10 protein-coding genes are annotated in these 16,055 nt (G+C 55.1%); 4 read left to right on the forward strand and 6 right to left on the reverse strand.

Annotation, left to right across the window (positions count from 1 at the left end; genetic code table 11):
• Nucleotides 1–137 precede the first annotated feature (137 nt).
• Entirely contained in the window at nucleotides 138–1,607 is a 1,470-nt protein-coding gene (locus EQG79_RS05640; protein WP_129600504.1) for a dihydrolipoyl dehydrogenase family protein, read from the reverse strand.
• 20 nt (nucleotides 1,608–1,627) lie between these two features.
• On the reverse strand, nucleotides 1,628–2,536 hold the full coding sequence (locus EQG79_RS05645) for an LEA type 2 family protein (RefSeq protein ID WP_129600506.1): 909 nt from the start codon (nucleotides 2,534–2,536) through the stop codon (nucleotides 1,628–1,630).
• A 226-nt stretch (nucleotides 2,537–2,762) separates the two neighbouring features.
• Between EQG79_RS05645 and EQG79_RS05650 the strand changes: the two genes are divergently transcribed.
• From EQG79_RS05650 to EQG79_RS05660, 3 genes are all read left to right on the forward strand, one after another.
• On the forward strand, nucleotides 2,763–3,572 hold the full coding sequence (locus EQG79_RS05650) for an META domain-containing protein (protein WP_236648930.1): 810 nt from the start codon (nucleotides 2,763–2,765) through the stop codon (nucleotides 3,570–3,572).
• A gap of 194 nt (nucleotides 3,573–3,766) precedes the next feature.
• A complete protein-coding gene (locus EQG79_RS05655; protein WP_129600508.1) occupies nucleotides 3,767–7,195 on the forward strand; it encodes a ThuA domain-containing protein in 3,429 nt (1,142 codons plus the stop codon).
• A gap of 127 nt (nucleotides 7,196–7,322) precedes the next feature.
• The gene (locus tag EQG79_RS05660; RefSeq protein WP_129600509.1) at nucleotides 7,323–8,063 is read left to right on the forward strand and encodes a DUF6503 family protein; all 741 of its coding nucleotides are present in this window, start codon (nucleotides 7,323–7,325) and stop codon (nucleotides 8,061–8,063) included.
• On the opposite strand, the gene EQG79_RS05665 is transcribed toward EQG79_RS05660, so the two are convergent.
• The 4 genes from EQG79_RS05665 to EQG79_RS05680 form a co-directional block, all read right to left on the reverse strand.
• Nucleotides 8,057–8,806 (reverse strand): GLPGLI family protein, encoded by a 750-nt coding sequence (locus EQG79_RS05665; protein ID WP_129600511.1) that lies wholly within the window; start codon nucleotides 8,804–8,806, stop codon nucleotides 8,057–8,059. The genes EQG79_RS05660 and EQG79_RS05665 overlap by 7 nt on opposite strands.
• A 41-nt stretch (nucleotides 8,807–8,847) precedes the next feature.
• Nucleotides 8,848–11,703, reverse strand: a complete 2,856-nt coding sequence (locus EQG79_RS05670) for an outer membrane beta-barrel protein (RefSeq protein WP_129600513.1) — start codon at nucleotides 11,701–11,703, stop codon at nucleotides 8,848–8,850.
• Nucleotides 11,704–11,941: 238 nt separating this feature from the next.
• Nucleotides 11,942–13,330, reverse strand: coding sequence for an anthranilate synthase component I family protein (locus tag EQG79_RS05675; RefSeq protein ID WP_077924099.1), 1,389 nt, complete (start codon nucleotides 13,328–13,330; stop codon nucleotides 11,942–11,944).
• 2 nt (nucleotides 13,331–13,332) lie between these two features.
• Nucleotides 13,333–14,337 carry an NYN domain-containing protein gene (locus tag EQG79_RS05680; RefSeq protein WP_129600515.1) on the reverse strand — a complete coding sequence of 335 codons (1,005 nt, stop codon included), beginning with the start codon at nucleotides 14,335–14,337 and terminating at the stop codon, nucleotides 13,333–13,335.
• 305 nt (nucleotides 14,338–14,642) lie between these two features.
• Between EQG79_RS05680 and hisB the strand changes: the two genes are divergently transcribed.
• Nucleotides 14,643–15,791 carry a bifunctional histidinol-phosphatase/imidazoleglycerol-phosphate dehydratase HisB gene (gene hisB / locus EQG79_RS05685; protein ID WP_129600517.1) on the forward strand — a complete coding sequence of 383 codons (1,149 nt, stop codon included), beginning with the start codon at nucleotides 14,643–14,645 and terminating at the stop codon, nucleotides 15,789–15,791.
• Nucleotides 15,792–16,055 lie beyond the last annotated feature (264 nt).

Below are 16,055 nucleotides of genomic sequence, written 5' to 3' on the forward strand. Positions count from 1 at the left end.
TCAACCTAAGCGGTCGCAGCGGGGAGGTCATTCAGAATCCGTTTTCGGTCGCCTTTCGTGAACGCGTCAACGCCAGGCATAAAGGCGCTATCGATACGTATTGTATCGATAAATCACGGGCATACCGCTGGCGACACTCAATAGACCCACTTTACGGCCCGTTTCACCACGCCCGGCAAATTATCGAGTACGTAGTCAAGCCAGATCGATTTGTTGACCCGGCTGGCGGTAGGGTACGGGTATATTTTGTTGAAGAAATCGCCGACCGTAAGCTTCTTCTGTACCGCCAGAATCAGCTCCTGCGCCAGCTCACCCGCGTTGGGCGCAATGACCGTTCCACCCAGCAAGCGGGTTCCAAACGGGTTGAGGCCTTTGGGCTCGGTGAACAGGATCATTTTTGCGTATTCGTAGGCTTCAATGACAGCCCGATCGTCTTCGGCAAAATCATAGACAACCCGTTCGTAGCGGATGTTACGCTTCGTCAGCTCGTCTTCCTGGAGGCCGAAGGTTGCCACTTCGGGATCGGTGAAGGTTACCCAGGAGAAATGATCGTAACTCAGTTTTTTATCGAGCACCTGGCCCGGCGTCAGCAGGTTGGTCACCAGCGTTGACACGTGTAGCTCGGCCGCGTGGGAGAAATAGCGGGTACCCGCCGGCGCGCCGGCGGCCGCGTCGCCAGCCGCAAAAACGTGCGGATTGGTCGTTTGCAGGAAGTCGTTGAGCTTGATCTGTCCTTTATCGTTCAGCTCGATGCCCGCAGCCGGCAGGTTCAGGTCCCTAACGCTGGCTGTCCGGCCAACGGCTACCAGCACCGCATCGAACGGCAGGGTCTCGGTGGTGCCGTTTTGGCTCTCGATCCGGGCCGTATGCGGGTCGGGGAAGGCGGTTACCTGCTGCCCCAGCCGGAACGTGATCCCCTCGACCTCGAGCCGCTGCTGCAGCAACGCCGACACCTCGGGCAGTTCTTTGCTCAGAATCCGGTCTTCCTGGCCCACTACGGTTACCTGGCTCCCAAACCGCGCAAACGCCTGCCCCATCTCCATGGCAATTGGCCCGGCTCCTACAATCAGCAATCGGTTGGGCAAGCGGTCGAGCGAGAAAATGGTCTCGTTGGTATGTACCTCAACGGCTTCGACCCCGTCAGCCTTCAGTAACTGCGGCTTCGACCCGGTGCAGAGGACAATGTTTTTGGCCGACGTCCGTACGGGTGGCCCGTCTTCGCTGGTCACTTCGATTTCCTGCCGGCCCACGAAGCGTGCCGTTCCCAGCGCCACATCGAGCCCTTCGGTATCGCGCAGGTAGGCCGCGTTTTCGTGGGTGCGGATGATGTCCTGCCGTTCCCGGACGTACTGCATCACGGCCCCCAGATCGGTAGCGCCCTGCATGGTCCAGCCAAACGGGCCGGAGCGCCGGGCGTTATGAATCATCCGGCTCACGTGGATCAGGGCTTTACTCGGTACGCAGCCATCGTTGAGGCAGTCGCCCCCGATACGCCGGTCTGATCGGTCAATGATAAGCACATCGAAGCCCAGGCGTTTCATGGCAATGGCCACACCCAGACCGGCCGAACCGGCTCCGATAGCAATTAAATCGTAGTGCGTCTTCATGGTGGTTGTCGGCCGGTCGGCTAGTCTTTTTTGAAGTCGGCCAGGGTTCCGCGAATGGTCGTGTTGAACTTGCTGTTTTTGAACGCCAGATTCCCGTTTTTATCGATGATTTTACACTGAAACGTCACCAGGAAAGGAGTGTCTTTTTTGTCGAACAGCATCTTGGGCAATAAACCCAGCGACTGCCCCGGCTTTACCGTTACCGGAAAAACAACGGGCGTGACGGCCTGTTGTTTGATCAAAATTGGTTCAGGCTGCTCCCCCTCCGCAATCTGCTTTCCGTCAATGGATACCGTGTAGCGCGTATCGGTGAAGTTGTACGGAAACCGGTTCCGGTTTTCGACGTTCACCTTCGCGGCCACATCCGTCCGCTTCAGGCCGAGTTTGCCGAAATCGATGTCTTCAATTTTGATGGTCGGAATGTAGTACGTAGGCAGCTTCTTCTCGATGGTCTGCGTGAACGTACGTTCGCCCAGAATCGGCACGTCGAGATCGAACGTGGCCCGAACCCCGTAGGTGGTACTGTCGATGCCTTTCTCATCGAGGGTTTTGAGCACCGTCATCAGTTTTTTGTTCAGCAGCTTCATGGGCAGCGTAATGAACGTGCTGTCGCCCGACTCGACCTCGATGGGTTTAGCGTAGGTTTCTTCGACAATGGGCGTTTTGGCCATGTAGACCGTATACCGCAATCCAGTGGCCTTGAACCCTACCGGCAGCGGGTTATCGATCAGCATCTTCAGGGTCATATCGATCACATCGTCATCGATATTAGTGATATCGAGCGTGCTGACTTCCAGGCGTGGTTTAAGTGTGTTGTCATACGCGCCCCCTTCCGATTCGGCATTATTTTTCAGTCGGCTATACCAGATATAAGCGCCAATGACGCCGAGCAGCAGCAGCCCCAGGGCAATGATCCATCCTCTTTTCATAACGTTGTGTTAATAAGCTAACTTAACGATACACAGGCAGTGACTGTTCAGAAGCCGTCCGAATTAATGAGACTGGCCGTAGCCATCAGCTTAGGGGCATAAATCGCCTGGTCAAGCAGCTTCTCAGCCGGTTAAACTATTTACTCCGTTTTAAACCTAAAAGGCATCAAAGACATTATTAGTCGGGTAGGGACCGGTTGGTTTTCTGCCCATCTCAACTCCCGTCATGACACTGAGACTCGTTTTGGTTCTGTTGCTTATCAGTGCGGCATGCCGCAGGCCGTCGACCCGGTTAGGCGCGACGCTTACCCCAACCGGACAGGCGTCCCGACCGGTTTCAACCACGCCCCTCCCCCAGTTGGCCGACTACAGCTCCGCGCTGAAAGCCGGCCATGAACTCGTTGCAACCGGCACGGAGCCGTTCTGGTCGCTGACCATCAACCCCTCCAAAAACCGACTACAATTTTCGACCCTAACCGGCGACAGTCTGACGACAGCCGTACCGCCAATGACCGCGGGCCCGGACGGCAGTTTCCGATATGAGACCGAAGCCGGCGCCGACCGCATCACCATTCAGTTCCGGCCCGACAGCTGCGTCAACGCCATGTCGGGCCAGCGCTACGATTACCGCGTAGCCATCTCGTACAAGCGTCAGAATTACGCGGGCTGTGGCGCGTCGCTCCGGCAGGTTGCCCTGCTCCAGGACATCTGGGTGCTGAAAACCCTGAACGGGAAACCCGTGCAGGCCGCTGGCCCTCGCCAGGAAGTGCCCCGGCTGGAGATCCAGCTAACCGAAGGCCGGGTTATGGGTACCACCGGCTGCAACCGCCTGAGCGGGCGCGTCAAGGCCGATACCCGACTCATTCAGTTTGGACCGCTGGCCGTAACGAAAATGGCCTGCCTCGACGAATCCGGCCGGACCGAGGGCGACTTCCTCGAAGCGCTCAGCCAGTCGCTCGCCTACAGCGTTACAAACGGCACCCTGACACTGCTGCGCGACAGCAAACCAATTATGACCTTCAGGAAGGTAGACTAGGTGGTTTACAGCCCGGTATAAAATGCGTAAACCCCGTCAAAAAAGCGGCAAAACGGGTATAAAACCTAGCCAACGAGCTTACTAGATCGGTGTCTTTTTGGTACATTTGTTTCTTGGTATAAGCCAATGTGGCTTTCCGTCCGGAACATAGCTTCCGTCGTACTGTTCCCAGTTACCCAATCAGGTATATCTCTATGAAAAATGAATGGCTCCCCTCCCGCTCATGGTTGCTGGCGGGTGCGCTGGCAGCGCTGTTGCCCGGTCTGAGCGATCAGGCACTGGCCCAGTCATCGGCCAAACCAGCAACCGCAGCCGTCAAACCGATGGCGCTGAACCGCGTGCTGGTCTTCTCCAAAACAAAAGGCTACCGGCACGGCTCAATCCCCGCCGGTAAACGCGCGATGGTTAAACTCGGTCAGGAGAACGGCTTTGCTGTCGACACCACCGAAGACGCCAGCCAGTTTACCGATGCCAACCTGAAACGCTACGGCGCTGTGATCTGGCTCAGCACCACCGGCGATGTGCTGGACGATGCCCAGCAGGCGGCTTTTGAGCGGTACATTCAGGCCGGGGGTGGCTACGTGGGCATCCACGCTGCGACCGACACCGAATACGGCTGGCCCTGGTACAACAAGCTGGCGGGCGGGCAGTTTGCCAGCCACCCCGGTAATCCGAACGTTCAGGAAGGCGAAGCGTATGTGGTCAATAAAGACCACGCGTCGATGTTTGGCTTCCCCGACCGCTGGAAAGTCAAAGACGAGTTCTACGACTTCAAGAACTTCAACACCGACGTGAACGTGCTCGTCAAGATTGATGAGAAAACGTACAAAGACGGGAAAATGGGCGATAACCACCCCATGTCGTGGTATCACGATTACGACGGCGGCAAAGCGTTCTACACCAACTTTGGTCACCCCGACGAAACGTTTGTCAACCCGGTTTATCTCAAACATCTGCTGGGCGGACTCAAATCCGTGATGGCTACCAGCCTGAAATACAGCCAGGCCAAAACCCAGCCCTATCCCGAAGAAAACCGGTTCGAGAAACAGGTACTCGTATCGAGCCTCGACGAACCGACCGAACTGGCGGTGCTGGACAACGGTAAAGTGCTGTTTGCCGAACGGAAAGGCGCGCTGAAGCTCTGGGACCCGAAAACCAAAGCGGTAAAAGTAGTGGCGAATTTCCCGGTCTATACCAAGTTCGAATACGGCCTGATGGGTATCAACATCGACCCGAACTTCAAACAGAACAAGTGGATTTATGCCTACTACTCGCCCGTTGCCCGGGCCGAAGCTCCCGGCGATACCGCCCAGCACTTGTCCCGCTTCGTGTACGACGACGTTCGGGATACCCTCTTACTAAACACCGAAAAGGTGCTGCTGACCGTACCCGTCAAGCGCACCGACTGCTGCCATACCGGCGGTTCTATTGCGTGGGATCGTAGCGGCAACCTCTACCTCTCAACCGGCGACGATACCAACCCCTTCAACTCCCAGGGGTTTGCGCCCATCGACGAGCGGCCGGGCCGGAGCGGCTGGGATGCCCGCCTGACCAGCAGCAATACCAACGACCTGCGCGGCAAAATCCTGCGCATCAAGCCAGAAGCCGACGGTACCTACTCTATACCGGAGGGCAACCTGTTTCCGAAAGGCAATCCCAAGGCCCGTCCGGAAATTTACGTGATGGGTAACCGTAACCCCTACCGCATTGCCGTTGACCAGCGTACGGGCTTCCTGTACTGGGGCGAAGTAGGGCCCGATGCTGGTGAAAACAGCCCCAAGAAAGGCCCACGGGGTCATGACGAGATCAACCAGGCGCGTAAGGCGGGCTACTACGGCTGGCCACTGTTCGTAGCCGACAACCGCGCCTATAACGCATACTCGTTCAAAGACAGCCTGTCGGGTCCGCTGTTCGATCCGATGAAGCCGATCAACGACTCGCCCCACAACACCGGTTTGCGCGAGTTGCCCCCGGCGCAGAAAGCGTTTATTTATTATCCCTATGCCGAGTCGCCCGAGTTTGGGGAGATTGTTGGCAAGGGCGGTCGTAACGGCATGGGCGGCCCGGTTTATTACTACGACGACTATCCGGAAACCCCCGTCAAATTTCCCCGCCACTACGACGGGAAGTTCTTCGCCTACGACTGGATGCGCGACTGGATCAACCCCGTTACCATGACTAAAGAGGGTGACTTCGTAAAGATGGAGCGGTTCATGCCCAGCGCCAAATTTTCGCACACCATCGACATGCAGTTCGCCAATGACGGTAGCCTCTATACGCTGGAATATGGCCAGCGCTGGTTTGCCGCCAACGACGATGCCCGCCTGAGCCGCATCACCTACAACGCCGGTAATCGCAGACCGGTAGTCGTAGCCTCTGCCAGCAAAATGGTGGGCGCGGCCCCGCTGACGGTGAAGTTCGACAGCAAAGGCACCACCGATTATGACGGCGACGCGCTGAAGTACGAATGGTCGTTTGGCAAAGGACTACCCAAACAAACCACCGCCAGCCCATCGGTAACGTTTGCCAAACCCGGTGTTTATCCGGCCGTTCTGAAAGTGACGGATGCTGCCGGTAACGTGGCCACTAAAACGATGGATATTCGGGTAGGGAACGATGAACCCAAAGTCGACCTGGCCGTGACCGGAAACCGCTCGTTCTACTTCCCCAACAAACCGGTCAAATACGCCGTTAAAGTGGTTGATAAAGAAGATGGTACGCTCCAGAAAGGCATCAGCGCCGACGACGTAACGATGACGATCGACTACCTCGAAGGTTTCGATAAAACGATGCTGGCGCAGGGTCACCAGGCCAATACCAGTTTCTCGACCGGCAAACGCCTGATCGAACTGAGCGACTGTAAAGCCTGCCATGCCATCGACAAAAAATCGATTGGACCGGCTTACCTCGATGTAGCCAAAAAATACAAAGGGGCGTTCCAGATCGAAGGCAAACTGGCCAACAAGATCATCAAAGGCGGGGGCGGTGTATGGGGCGAACAGGCCATGAGCGCACACCCGCAGCTCAAAGACAGCGAAGCAACCGAGATGGTCCGGTATATTCTGTCGCTGGCCGATGAGAAAACAGCCAATAAGCAGCCGGTAGCCGGTAACTACGTGCCCACCGATCAGAAGAAAGAGGGTGCCTACGTCCTGACGGCCTCGTATACCGACCGTGGTAACGGCACCATGGGCCCACTGACGGGAACAACCACACTGGCGCTGCGTAGTCCGAAGATCAAAGCCACCGCTGCCGATACGAAAAAGGATATCCGCGAGGTCGACATTCCCAAGCAGGGGCCAGCCGCTTTCGGTACCAAATCGGGCAGCTACGTAGCCTTCAACGATATCGACATGACTGATATTCAGAGCTTGTCGGTTATGGCGTTTGCACCGAACGAACGAGCCGCTGGTGGTAAACTTGAGGCTCGTCTCGACTCGCCAACGGGTACGCTGATCGGTGAGGCCGATGTGAAACAGGGAACAACCGGTCCGGTAAGCCTGCCCTTCCGGCAGCCGGTGGCGGGTACCCACAAGCTGTATCTGATTTTTGTGAACCCATCGGCCGGGCAGAAACCCCTGTTCGCCGTTGATCGGGTACAGTTCTCCACCTCGGGTATGTAAGCGATTCCATTTCCATCTGACAGGAAAAGCCGGACAGAATCCGGCTTTTCCTGTTATACCCTGGCAGACGCTCCTTTTCTATCCACAGCCACTTTTGTAGGTTTGTACCTCCCCTACTCCGTATCCTATGCCCCGTCTTCTCCTTGTCGCCAGCTCCCTGTTCCTCATCACAGCCGCCTGCCAACCGCAGAACGACGCTCGAACTATTATCGATCAGGCGATTGCGGCCCACGGTGGTGATGCGTACCAGAATAAGCGGATCTCGTTCGACTTCAGGCAGTTTCACCTCGTGCTGGAACAACAGAATGGCCGTTTTCGGTACGAACGCAGCTATCGGGACTCGGCCGGCGTAGCCATTCACGAAGTACTTACCAACGATTCGTTTATCCGCACCCGCAACAACCAGGCTCAGCCGCTCGATACCGCCCAGATCGGTAAATACAGCCGGGCGGTGAACTCGGTAGCCTATTTTGTGCTGCTGCCACACAAACTGAGCGACCCGGCTGTACTGGCCGATTATGCCGGCCAAAGCCAGATTGACGGGCAGGCTTATCATAAAGTACGGGTGCGATTTCGGGCCGAAGGCGGTGGCAACGACTACCAGGATACGTTCTTCTACTGGTTCAACCAGCAGACCCACACCATGGATTACCTGGCCTACAGCGAAGGGGGCCCGCGCTTCCGCAAAGCCATCAACCCCCAAACGATCGGCGGTATCCGGTTTCAGGACTATATCAATTACAAGGGCGACGAAAAAGATACGACCTCGGTAGGCACCTATGACCAGCGCTACCAGGCGCGACAGCTCCCCGAGCTATCGCGCATTGAGCAGAAAAACATTCAGGTTACGCCCCTGGCCAATCAGTAGCGAATGGTCCAGAACGGGTTGCGATGAGCGGTCATGCTCTCCGCAATATGCTGCGAAATCAGGGCGTCGTAGGCTGTATCCGTCAGCTTTTTCCCTTTCAGCTTGGGTAGCTTCAGATCGTCGGGGGTGAGCTTACGGAAGGCCACGCCGGTTGCTTCGATGATGACGTCTCCTTCGTTCAGGTTCAGTTCCAGAATGACGCCGGGCAAACCGCTGTACCGCTCCGGACCGGCCGGCACCGGAATATCCTGCGCAAACCAGGCCGTTATCTTCTGCTTCTTGATGGGATCTTCTGTATCGGCCCGCATACAGATGTAGCCCGCCACCTCCTTGATCTGGTTACCGATTTTCCAGGTCGGTGTATGCAGGGAGTCTTCAACGATATAGGTTTTACCCAGCATCTCCATCACATCGATCTTTTTATCCTTGTCGAAGTTTCGGTACAGCACCAGATCGGCATTACGCCACGAGTACTGCCCGTCTTCGGTTTCGCCCTGCTCGCTGGCGTAGGTATATAGACTCTCGTTGGCGTTGAACGACAGCTTCATTTTTTCTTTCGATTCGTCGTCGTTTTTCCAGGTCTGAGCCGCCCGGTCTTTCTGCTCCTGGCTCAGAAAAGTCATCCGGGCTATAATCTTGCTCCAGTAGGTTTTGCGCTGGTACGTTACCACGCCTTCGGTCTGCTGCGCCAGCGATAGCGTAGTCATCAGCATACCGCAGAGAATAAGAATGAACCGGTTCATAACTTGCTAATTTGAGTGTATCAGACGGGTTGGTTTCTCCATTAAAAGTTCTCCCGGCGCATCTTGGCCTGAACCCCACGCATGTTATAGGTAAAGCTAAGCAGAAAATACCGGGCCAGCGTCTGCACCCGCTCTTCCGAAACAAAGTTCTGGCCGGCATACTGCGATACGTTGAGATTCCGATTCAGCAGGTCGACCGCCGACAGCCGGACTTCGGCTTTTTTGGCCTTGCCCAGAATGTGGTAGGCCGATACGTTCAGGAGCGGCACCCGCTGGTCGAAGCCGAATCGTTCATTTTTATAGACCCGGTAGTTCAGCGCCGATGTCAGGTAGATACCGGCGGGTAGCTTGAGGTTAAGATCGCCCCCGAAGTTGTTGGTGATAATGGTCTGATTCTGGCCCGTGTTGATCGAATACCGGGTTTGGGAAATGCCTACGTTCGCATTACCGTAAAACGTCAGCCACTCAACCGGTGTCAGGTCGAGCCGGGTTCCTATGTTGTAGCTTTGGTTGTAGGTTTCATTCCTGACACTGTCAATATTGGTCAGGTTGCGCCCAAAATTGAGCTGGGTATTGAGCCGTAGCGTGGCTTTGGTTTTTTTGAGGGGAAATCCGTAATCCAGGTACGAACCGATGGTACGCCCGCCGGTCAGGTTCTCCGGAAAGCTCCGGGTAACGAGCGTTTGCCGGTCAACAAGCTGGCTGTATACGATCTGGTTGACGTAGTAATTGCCGTACAGATTGGCGAAGAAATTGGTAAAGTTACCGGGGTTGAAGTAACTGAAGCCCATATTGACACCATGCTGGAGTTCGGGCAGCAGGTTCGGATTACCCTCGGTGATAAACAGCGGGTTGGCGTTGTTCGGAAACGGCTGCAAATCCCGCGATGAAGGTATGCGTACGTTCAGGTCATACCCGCCGTAGACGTACCGGTTGTTTTTCATGTCGTAGTTCAGTGAGACGTTCGGCACAACGGTCGTGAACGTCCGGCGAATAAACCGAAATGCCGACGAGGTCTGATCAACCGCAAACCGACCATCGATCGTGAACTGCTGCCCGGCCAGCCCCACCGCCAGATTCAGTCCCTTGTACGAGTAGCGAACGCTGCTGCCCAGTCGGTTGTAGATGTAGTTATTTCTGTAATAGCGGCTCAGCGAATCGTTACGACTGTTGCCCACATCGGCCACATCGAGTACGTTCCGGTCCACTTCGTCGTAGCGGAGGCTGAAGTTGTAGAACGACTCCCAGAAAAACTTCTTCGCAAATGGTTCGATGAACAGCAGGCTGGCTTTGTACTCGCTGCGCAAACTGGTGGTTTCCTGATCCTGCCGAATCCGGCGCAGCTGTTCGTTGACGCTGGTGGCCTGGAAAAACTCATTCGTCGCGTCCAGGTTCAGGGTGCCGTCGCTGGTATTGATCTGGTAAGTAGCGCTGGCGGCAAAGCTGCGCCCTTTCTTTTTGAACTTGAGCCGGTACAGGAGCGTATTGGCCGACCCGAATGTGGCCGCTATCGTTCGGTTGTTGGTGCGGTTGCGGGTCGATAACAGCTCGGGGCCCGATGTCCCGTTAACCCGGAATTGCTCCTGTAATCTGAACAGGCCCGCATTGCCGTTGCCGAGCCGGCTGTTGTTGATGAAGATAATCGTATTCAGCGAGTCGATGGCTTTTTCGTAGCGCAGGCTAACGCGGTGGTTGGCGTTGAAGTTGGTCTGACCGCTCGTTTCTGCCGTCCGGAACGAACCATCTTCCAGGAAGTTACGCCGGTTGCGTTCGGCATCCAGTTGCAGCCGTGTCTGGCTGTAGTAGTAGCTGGTGCTGAGCTTGGTTTTCTTGGTATCGTAGTTGTAGTTGGCCCCACCGGCCACGTTGTTGGAAAAGCCCCGTCCGGCCCGGCCATCGACCGGAATACTCAGGCTTTCGTTGTCTTCGTCGCCCCCGAAAAAGATGAACCGTCCTCCGCTGCTGAAGCCAAAATCAGCGTTGTCGTTCCAGTTAAAGGAGTTACTCCCCCTGAAATCCTGATAATCGTTCCAGGACAGCCCCTGCTGGTTGGTGTTGTTGCCCAGCCCGATGACCGAGAACTGCCGCTTAGCGTCGAATTTGTTGTAGTTTCCCTTGGCGTCGGCCCGGGGGCTGATGCCGTTCGAGGCTGGGCCTGCCCCGGCGGTTAGCTTACCGAATCCGCCTTTCTTGAATTCTTCCTTAAGTTCCAGGTTAACGGTCTTCTCTTTCTTGCCGTCCTCAACACCCGTCAGTTTAGCCTGTTCGGTCTTGTCGTTATACACCTGCACTTTCTGAATCGCGTCGGCCTGGAGGTTCTTGGTAGCCAGCTTGGGATCATTGCCGAAAAAGTTCTTGCCATCTACGGTTACTTTCTTTACCTCCTGTCCCTGCGCCCGGATATTGCCGTCCTGATCGACCTGTACGCCGGGTAGTTTCCGCAGCAGGTCTTCGACGGTCGAGCCCGGCGGCACCTTGAACGAACTGGCATTATACTCGATCGTGTCTCCTTTGATGGTCAACGGGGCCTTGGCCGTTCTGACCACTACTTCCATCAGCTCTCTGGTAATCGGTTTGAGTTTCAGCGCACCCAGGTCTACGAGGGCCTCGCCCGTTGGTTTCACCAGCTGATTATACGGCATGTAGCCAACGAAGGATATTTTCAGGATGTAGTTACCCGCTTTCAGGTTCTTAAATGAAAAGGCTCCTTTCTCGTCGGTCCGGCCAAAATTCACCAGCGACGAATCCCTGGGGCTGAGCAGCATCACGGTAGAGGAAGCCAGCGGAGCGGCTGACGTATCTACGGCTCGGCCCTGTAGGGTAAAACGAGCCGGGGACTGGGCATGGAGTTTCCCCATAAGCAGGCACAATACGGCCAGCAGGAAAAGATTTTTCATACGGTTTGGATTTAGGAAAGGGGTAACCAATAGTAAAGCTACGCGTACTATTTTAGGGTGGTTACAGGCTTAACGATTTTTAACTAAAAATATAGTAGTTTATTTCGTAAGCGGTAGATACCGCCCTCTGGAGCCTGTAAACCAGCAAATGACCGCGCGACTTACCTCTGGTGAGTCGATTCCGGCAGAAATTCCATACGGATCAGGCAAAAGATTATTGAACCGCCAGCGCCCCCGCTCAGCCAGCCAGGGCGGTCTGCTCCAGCACCTCCCGAATAGCACTGGCTTTGAGCAGACATTCGGCCCATTCCTGGTCGGGATCAGCGTCGTAGGTAATAGCGCTCCCTACCGAAAACGACGCGTACGCCTGGTCGGCATCGTACAGCAACGAGCGGATAACTACGTTGAATTCGAAATCACCGTCGGGGGTGATGTAGCCGATCGCTCCCGAGTATACGCCCCGTCGGCTGGCCTCCAGCTGATCGATCCGTTCCATGGCCCGGATTTTGGGCGCCCCCGTCATACTACCCATCGGGAAAGCATTACGAATGCTGTCGGCCCATGACACATCGCTCCGCAGCGTAGCTGACACCGTTGAAATCATCTGGTAAACTTGCCGGAAACCATAGATTCCAAACAACTCCTCTACCCGTACCGAGCCAGTTTCGGCACTTCGGGCCAGGTCGTTCCGTACCAGATCGACAATCATCAGGTTTTCGGCCCGCTCTTTTTCTGAATGAAAAAGCTGGCTCCGCAACTCGGCATCTTCCTCGGCCGTTTGCCCGCGCCGAATGGTGCCTTTGATAGGTTGCGACAAAATGCGGGAGCCTGTTTTCCGGAGAAATCGCTCGGGCGAGGCTCCCAGCACATAGCGATTGTCAAGCCTGAGAAACGACGAGAACGGCATCGGCGATCGATCCGTCAGCGCCTGGTACGTACGCAGCGGGTCCAGCCGGGCCTTTTCCAGAAAGAACTCGATGCAGTAATTGAGTTCGTACACGTCCCCATCGCGGATAAGCTGCTGGATCTGCCGAACCGTATCCAGGTAAGCGTCGGGCGTTACGCGACACTGAATGGCGGGCATTGCTGATTCATCTGACCGGAAAACTCCGCTTACCGGCTTCCGAAAGGCCAGGATGGCCGCCAAAACCGCCCGCACATCCCCGTCGCCCCGAACCGTTATCTCCTGCGATGAGCCGTTGATCGGGCTGATGTCAATAACCCAGGCCGGCTCCACAAAGTAGGCATCCGGGAAACCCAGCCGGTTGGGGTGGCGGCTGTTCAGTTTTTCGAGCTGGTTTTTGAGGTCGTAGCTGAAGTAGCCAACCAGAAACGAAGCCTGTTGCCGATGCGCTTCGTACAAAGCCTCAAAAACATCGGGACCTGCGGAGCGCCGTACGCCGTCGGCAGTAATTATGGTCGTCTCCTGGCTGGCCTCCGAAAACGAAATAACCCGTTTCGCCCCAACAAACAGTCGGTTCGGAAACGGGTCATTGGGATAGGCAATACCATTGTTGGTCAGCGAAGCAACGAAGGTACCGGTATGGGTGGGTTGTGTCATTGCCCACTTCAGCGCCTGCCACTGAAGGGATGAACTATCGGTAATCGTTACCCGCGCTTCACGCATACTTACGGCCGAAGCAGCCGGACATCTACGGCAATGTCTTTGCCCTCGGCGTTATGACCAATACTAAATTCTACTTCGTCGTCTACCTGTAGTTCGTTAAAGTCCGTATCCAGCAGACTCGTGTAATGGAAAAACAGGTTGTTGGGCGGGTAGTTTACAAAACCATAACCGGTTTTCAGGCTGCGGATCGTGCTGATCTTGCGGCCTTCCGGATCGTCGTCGACATCGTCGGCTACGTTGTAGTTGGGTTCGTCACTTATCTGATACGCATTGTTATACCCGCTCCCGTTCATATAATCGCCGTCGTAGTTACTGCCATTGGCGGTAGCTGCCGTGAAGGTGGGGCGAGACTGCTGTTTTACGAACAGGTTCTGAATAACAGTATCGTTTCGGCGGCTGCGGTCGTCGATCAGCGCGTGCATACCGACTGGGTAGGATACTTCTTCGAGCAGGTCCTGCGAGGTGCGGGTCACCTGCTTTTCGCCCTGTTCGTTCAGGAATTCGAAATCCCAGCTCAGCACCATGATCCGCGAGCCGAGCGTATTGAGTTTACGAATCAGCGGTACGTAATCACCATCTGAGGTGATCAGCACAACGACGTCGAATTTTTTGTACTGAGCCAGTTCAAAAGCTTCCAGCGCCAGCCATACATCAATCCCTTTTTCCTGCCGATACCCCTGGTAGGTTTTAACCGGCAGATAGTGCGTTACCACCCCTTCCGACATCAGGATATCGTCGAACAGGCGATCGTAAAAAAGCTGATTACCACGCTGGTTGGCTTCGTGCGCGTTGAGCCGCCCCCGGAAATAATGAGCATCGACAATCTGGCAAAGCCGTTCGTTAACCCCTTCTTCTTCGGCCACCTGGCGTCGGATAAAGGCATGAAGTCCGGAAATACTGATGCGGCTGCGTCGTTCGTGGGAGTAGTTGTAGTAGTTGCTTACGTGTAAAAAATAATTACCATCATAAAAAACCCCGATTCGGGTTAGTCCAGATTGTGCAGGCATAAGTTAACCGTAGTTTATCGAAATGTACGAACTGTAAAAAAAGGCAACGTCTGATGTTCTTATTACTGTAATCGAGCTGTTAGGATGTGTACGTGTTGTCTTTCGTCAGGCTTCTTTTGAGAAGGAGGTCTCTATATTCTTTCGTATGGATAAACCAATAAGGCAGCTTACTACAGATAACAACGGGTACTTTTTCTGGCTAATAAAGAGAGGGGTACAGCTATAAAGAACTACCGGGCAAAAATAGTATAATTTCACTTGCAATCCGATGGGGGCGTATCTTTGTCCCCTCATTTGCGCCTACCATGCAGAAAATTCTTTTCATTGATCGCGACGGTACTCTCATTGTAGAACCCCAGCCCGACCAGCAAGTCGACTCGCTCGCCAAGCTCGATTACATACCCAAAGTGCTATCGGCCCTGCGCCGGATTGCCGAAGACACCGACTACAAACTGGTGATGGTCACCAACCAGGATGGGCTTGGTACCGACGCCTTTCCGGAAGATACCTTCTGGCCGGCCCATACCAAGATGATGAACACCTTCGCCGGTGAGAACATCCACTTCTCGGGTGTCCACATCGACCGTCATTTCCCCCGGGATAACGCCCCTACCCGTAAACCCGGTACCGGCATGTTAACTGAATACATGGACGGCTCGTACGACCTCGCCAACAGCTACGTAATTGGCGACCGCCTTACCGACGTGCAGCTGGCCGTTAATCTGGGGGCGCAGGCCATCCTGTTTCTGCCGCCGGGTGGCCTCGATACCGTTCAGATGGCCGATGTTACCGGTTTGACGGAGGCTATGCAGGAACGGATAGCGCTCAAAACGGGCGACTGGGACGAGATTTACGAGTTTTTACGGATGCCCAACCGCACGGCCACCATTGCCCGAAATACCAAAGAGACCCAGATCAGCGTCGAGCTGAACCTCGACGGGCGCGGCCGGGCCGATATTCAGACGGGCCTTGGCTTCTTCGACCACATGCTCGATCAGGTTGCCAAACATTCCGGAGCCGATCTGACCATACGGGTGCAGGGCGATCTGCACATCGATGAGCACCACACGATCGAAGACACCGCGCTGGCCCTTGGCGAAGCTTACCGGCGCGCCCTCGGCAACAAGCGGGGCATTAGCCGCTACGGCTTTCTGCTCCCCATGGACGAAGCGCTGGCTCAGGTAGCCATTGATTTTTCGGGGCGGCCCTGGCTTGTCTGGGATGCCGACTTCAAACGCGAAAAAATTGGCGACATGCCGACCGAAATGTTTTTCCATTTCTTCAAGTCGTTCTCCGATACGGCCCTGTGTAACCTCAATGTAAAAGTAGAAGGCGACAACGAGCATCATAAAATCGAGGCTATTTTCAAAGCCTTTGCCAAAGCCATCAAAATGGCGGTTCGGCGCGATAGTAAGGAGCTGGACAACCTGCCCAGCACCAAAGGCGTTTTATAAGCAGTTACCACCCAAAAGGTAGACCGAGCCTTTAGGTTTAAACCGCTGGCTCTTGTACTTTTGCACCCGAATTCAACTGAATACAGACATGGATCTTTCAACCCCACTAACTATTCTGTTCTACGTTGTTCTGCTGGCGGCTTCTTTCATGACCGGCCGTTGGTTAGAGCGCAAAGACCGGAAGTACTAGTTCAACTAGTCGTGAACAGGTATTGGCCAGCCTCTTCAGCTTCGGTTGATCGTATGCCCATACCTGTTCACGAA

Origin of the sequence: Spirosoma sordidisoli (assembly GCF_004138325.1) — a bacterium.
Taxonomy (GTDB): domain Bacteria; phylum Bacteroidota; class Bacteroidia; order Cytophagales; family Spirosomataceae; genus Spirosoma; species Spirosoma sordidisoli.

Excerpts from the sequence above, each read along its gene's own strand:
- EQG79_RS05640 (WP_129600504.1), bottom strand. The coding sequence starts at position 1,607 with ATGAAGACGCACTACGATTTAATTGCTATCGGAGCCGGTTCGGCCGGT.
- EQG79_RS05645 (WP_129600506.1), bottom strand. The coding sequence starts at position 2,536 with ATGAAAAGAGGATGGATCATTGCCCTGGGGCTGCTGCTGCTCGGCGTC.
- EQG79_RS05650 (WP_236648930.1), top strand. The coding sequence starts at position 2,763 with ATGACACTGAGACTCGTTTTGGTTCTGTTGCTTATCAGTGCGGCATGC.
- EQG79_RS05655 (WP_129600508.1), top strand. The coding sequence starts at position 3,767 with ATGAAAAATGAATGGCTCCCCTCCCGCTCATGGTTGCTGGCGGGTGCG.
- EQG79_RS05660 (WP_129600509.1), top strand. The coding sequence starts at position 7,323 with ATGCCCCGTCTTCTCCTTGTCGCCAGCTCCCTGTTCCTCATCACAGCC.
- EQG79_RS05665 (WP_129600511.1), bottom strand. The coding sequence starts at position 8,806 with ATGAACCGGTTCATTCTTATTCTCTGCGGTATGCTGATGACTACGCTA.
- EQG79_RS05670 (WP_129600513.1), bottom strand. The coding sequence starts at position 11,703 with ATGAAAAATCTTTTCCTGCTGGCCGTATTGTGCCTGCTTATGGGGAAA.
- EQG79_RS05675 (WP_077924099.1), bottom strand. The coding sequence starts at position 13,330 with ATGCGTGAAGCGCGGGTAACGATTACCGATAGTTCATCCCTTCAGTGG.
- EQG79_RS05680 (WP_129600515.1), bottom strand. The coding sequence starts at position 14,337 with ATGCCTGCACAATCTGGACTAACCCGAATCGGGGTTTTTTATGATGGT.
- hisB (WP_129600517.1), top strand. The coding sequence starts at position 14,643 with ATGCAGAAAATTCTTTTCATTGATCGCGACGGTACTCTCATTGTAGAA.